We start from the raw sequence: 3,470 nt of genomic DNA, 5'->3' as shown, positions 1-3,470 counted from the left end.
GCGACGGCGGCCCAGGGTGTCGGAGGCGACCGCCACGCCGGCGTACGGGTGACCGAAGCGCAGCTCGGCGGTGCGGGCGACGCCCTCCGGCGGCAGACTGGTCAGCCCGAACATCCCGGTCACCGCCGCCGCCTCGAAGCCGTACCGGCCGAACCGGGCCATCGCCGTCTGCCGCGCCTCGACGTTCTCGATCGGCAGCGCCAACGTCTTCGCCACTGTTGCCGACGCGGCCGGGAAACCGAGCGCCGCAGCGGTCAGGTCGTGCTCGCTGTGGGCCGACCAGCAGGGGAGTACGGCGTGGTGTCGCTCCTCGCGGCCGCCGGCGGCCCGGGTGCGTACCCGCTGCTCGGTGACCGTCCACAGGGGAGTATCGCCGAGCGGCAGGTCGAACAGGGATCGGCTGTCGGCCGGTTGCGCGCCGTCGGCCGCGCCGGCGCTGAGGTCGTACGCGACGGCCAGCACGTCGGCCGGCGGCACCTGCGGCGCGGCGGCCACCGAGACCACCACCAGCCCCGCGCCGTCGGTCGTCCGGGCCGGCGCGGCGTGCACGATTCCGTCACCGGCCCGCGCGGTGGTGACGATGGCACACCGGTGGCCCTGGCTCGGGCTGCGCAGCGCCCGCCGCAGCTGGCCGGCCCACGGGCTGCCGGCGCCGAGTGCGCGGGCGTCGGCGACGTCGAACGGGGTGGCCCAGGACACCCGGGTGGCCAACGCGCTGGCCAGGGCCAGCACCACGTCCGGCCCGACCCGCAGGGGGAACGCCTCGATCAGGCCGAGGGTGTGCTCACGCGCCCAGGCGTCCAACCCGGCCTGGTCGGGCAGGACGCCGACGGCGGTGGTGGTGGGCAGCGCGGCCCGCCACGCGGCCGGCCCGTTGACCTGCCCCGGCCGGTGCCAGAGCGCGGTGGCGGCCCCGACCAGCGGGTGCGGCGCGTCCAGCAGGGTTCGGGCGACCTCGGCGGCGTCCGCCGGGTCGGTGCCCAGGGCGTGCGTCAGGTCCCTGGTGGCCGGGTCGGAGGTGCCCGCCGCAGCGGCGCAGACCGCGAGCAACAACCAGGCTCCGAGCGGGGACGCGACGTGATGCCGGTCGCCGATCGTCGCGTGCAGCCGTGCGGCGTACGCGGAGAGGGGCCCGTGCAGCGCTGTCGTCATGACCCTACTCTGCCCGCCGGCCTGGCTCACGACCACAGCTCGAACGGCTCGTCGATCTCCGTGCCGGCGAGGAACGGGGTGATCAGCCGAGGGAGCTGCCCGGGGTAGAACCGTTCCCGGCTGGCCACCACCTCGGGCAACGGCCACCAGCGGAAGCCGAAGTAGTCCTCCCGCTCGTAGTCGAGCCGGTGCGTCTCGTCCACGTCCGGGCCGGGGCCGGCCAGTCGGACGGCGACGACAACCTCGTCCTGCAGGTGCCGTACCTGGCGGTGCAGGAAGCTGGCCCGGCGCCGCCAGGTCGGCGCGCCCACCTGGGCGGCGCTGATCACGATGCCGGGCTCCTCCCGCAGCTCCCGCACCGCCGTGTCGCGATGGGTCTCACCGGGATCCATGCCGCCGCCCGGCAGCTCCCACCAGGTGCCCAACCGGGGGTGGTCCGGGTCCCGGGTGTGGAACAGCAGGACCCGTTCGGTGCCGTCGGTGACCACCAGCCGCACCGCACGTCGCTCAAGGATCGGCAGGTCGCGGGGGAGCTCGTCCATCGGGCCAGTCTGTCGCACCCGCCCGCCACGGCGGCGGGTAGGCTGCCCGCCGTGGCTGGTCTGTTGAGGAATGTCGCGGCGCGTATCTCCCGGGTGGGTGCGGTGATCCCGTCGCCCCGGCGTACCGGGCCGGCGCCCGCGCAGGTGGCTCGCCGTCGTCAGGTGAGCGCGTTGCAGCGTCGGGAGCTGACCTACGCCCCGGAGCGCGACGGTCAGGCCGACCCGGGCGAGATCGTCTGGACGTGGGTGCCGTACGAGGACGACCCCCGGCAGGGCAAGGACCGGCCGGTGCTGGTCGTCGGGCGCCACAGCCGGACCCTGTTCGGGCTGATGCTGTCCAGCCAGAGCGAGCGCGACGGGCAGCGGCACTGGTTCGCGCTCGGGCCGGGGGAGTGGGACCGCGACAACCGGCCGAGCTGGGTCCGGCTGGACCGGGTGCTCACCATGCGCGAGGACAGCATCCGCCGGGAGGGCGCCGTGTTGGACCGGCCCCGGTTCGACCGGGTCGGGCAGGCGTTGCGCGCCGGCTACGGCTGGCGCTGACCGCGCCGGGTCCGGCCGGGGCGGATCGGTAGCGAGCCGCGCGCCGGGCTTCCCCAGCGGTGGGGCACCTGGCGGTGAGGTCTATTCGCGGCTCGGGCCGACCCCGGCACCCTTCGCGTCCGGCGGCGGGTAGGGCTGGTCGGCGAGGAGCCGGGCCAGGTGTGCGGTGTTGAGCGCCAAAGCCTTGGTGGTGCGGCCGGTGGTGTCGGGCTTGGGGCCGGCGTCGCGGTAGTCCACTGTGTGCAGCGCCTCGCCGACCCAGTAGGTCGCGGCGGCGGCAATGGTGAACCCGACCTCGTTGAGTGCCTGCTGCACCTCGCCGATGGTGTGGTGGGCGCCGTCCTCGTTGCCGACCACGGCGACGCCGGCCACCTTGCCGTAGGTGCGGAGGCGGCCCTTGGCGTCGGTCTCGGAGAGTTCGGCGTCGAGGCGTTCGAGGACCATCTTGCAGACGCTGGAGGGCTGACCGAGCCAGATCGGCGTGGCGATGATCAGCACCTGGGCTGCCATCAGTTTGGCGCGGATGGCCGGCCAACCGTCGCCGTCGCCCTCGTCCGTGGACACCCCGAAACGCACATCGTGATCGACTACCCGGATCATTTCGCCCTCCACGCCCTGCGTGGCCAACTCGGCGAGCACTTCCCGACCGAGCTGGTCGGCGCTCGACGGCGCGGGCGACGGTTTGAGGGTGCAGTTGAGTACGAGGGCGCGGATGGTCGCCACGTCGGTTCCTCTCGGCGGTCGTAGCTGGTGCCGGTATCCCATACCCGGATAGGACGTCTCAGAACACCCCGGCGACCGGCAAAACCGCTGGGTCGGTGGCCGGAGCGCTGGCATGGTGTCCGCATGGAGCAGGACGACGCGCGGCAGGTGGCCGAACAGGTACGAACGGGCTTCGGCCTGCGCCTGTCCACGATGGAGCGGGTCACCTCCGGCGCTGACCAGCATGCCCGACTGTGGCTGGCTCAGGCCGCCGACGGCTGTCGGTACGCGGTCAAGCTGAGCGGTGGCGGCACCCCGGCCGGCCTGGACGTGACGGCGTACCTGGCCGGACAGGGGGTGCCGGGCATCGCCGCGCCGCTGCGGTCCGTCGGCGGACGGCTGTCCATCGACCACGACGGCCGCCGCCTCTCGGTGGTGCCGTGGGTCTCCGACCAGCGGGCGCTCGACGGCCCGATGACCGACGCGCACTGGCGGGCGTACGGCGAGGTGCTGGCCGCCGTGCACGCGGTG

Annotated in this window: 5 protein-coding genes; 2 read left to right on the top strand and 3 right to left on the bottom strand. The window is 74.3% G+C overall.

Features of this window, described 5'->3' with window-relative positions:
- Together KBX53_RS26605 and KBX53_RS26600 are read right to left on the bottom strand one after the other, a co-directional pair.
- Positions 1-1,152 (bottom strand): hypothetical protein (locus tag KBX53_RS26605; protein ID WP_210862267.1); only part of this gene is annotated, 1,152 nt, incomplete at its 3' end.
- A gap of 26 nt (positions 1,153-1,178) precedes the next feature.
- On the bottom strand, positions 1,179-1,694 hold the full coding sequence (locus tag KBX53_RS26600; RefSeq protein WP_210862264.1) for an NUDIX hydrolase: 516 nt from the start codon (positions 1,692-1,694) through the stop codon (positions 1,179-1,181).
- A 51-nt stretch (positions 1,695-1,745) separates the two neighbouring features.
- Here KBX53_RS26600 and KBX53_RS26595 point away from each other — a divergent pair, with 51 nt between their 5' ends.
- A complete protein-coding gene (locus KBX53_RS26595; RefSeq protein WP_030336385.1) occupies positions 1,746-2,237 on the top strand; it encodes a type II toxin-antitoxin system PemK/MazF family toxin in 492 nt (163 codons plus the stop codon).
- Between the two features lie 81 nt (positions 2,238-2,318).
- On the opposite strand, the gene KBX53_RS26590 is transcribed toward KBX53_RS26595, so the two are convergent.
- The gene (locus KBX53_RS26590) at positions 2,319-2,960 is read right to left on the bottom strand and encodes an NAD(P)H-dependent oxidoreductase (RefSeq protein WP_210862262.1); all 642 of its coding nucleotides are present in this window, start codon (positions 2,958-2,960) and stop codon (positions 2,319-2,321) included.
- A 123-nt stretch (positions 2,961-3,083) separates the two neighbouring features.
- On the opposite strand from KBX53_RS26590, the gene KBX53_RS26585 reads away from it, so the two are divergent.
- Positions 3,084-3,470 (top strand): hypothetical protein (locus tag KBX53_RS26585; protein ID WP_210862260.1); only part of this gene is annotated, 387 nt, incomplete at its 3' end.

Origin of the sequence: Micromonospora sp. M51 (assembly GCF_018070305.1) — a bacterium.
GTDB classification, from domain to species: domain Bacteria; phylum Actinomycetota; class Actinomycetes; order Mycobacteriales; family Micromonosporaceae; genus Micromonospora; species Micromonospora parva.
This window is presented reverse-complemented; position numbering and strand designations above follow the sequence as displayed.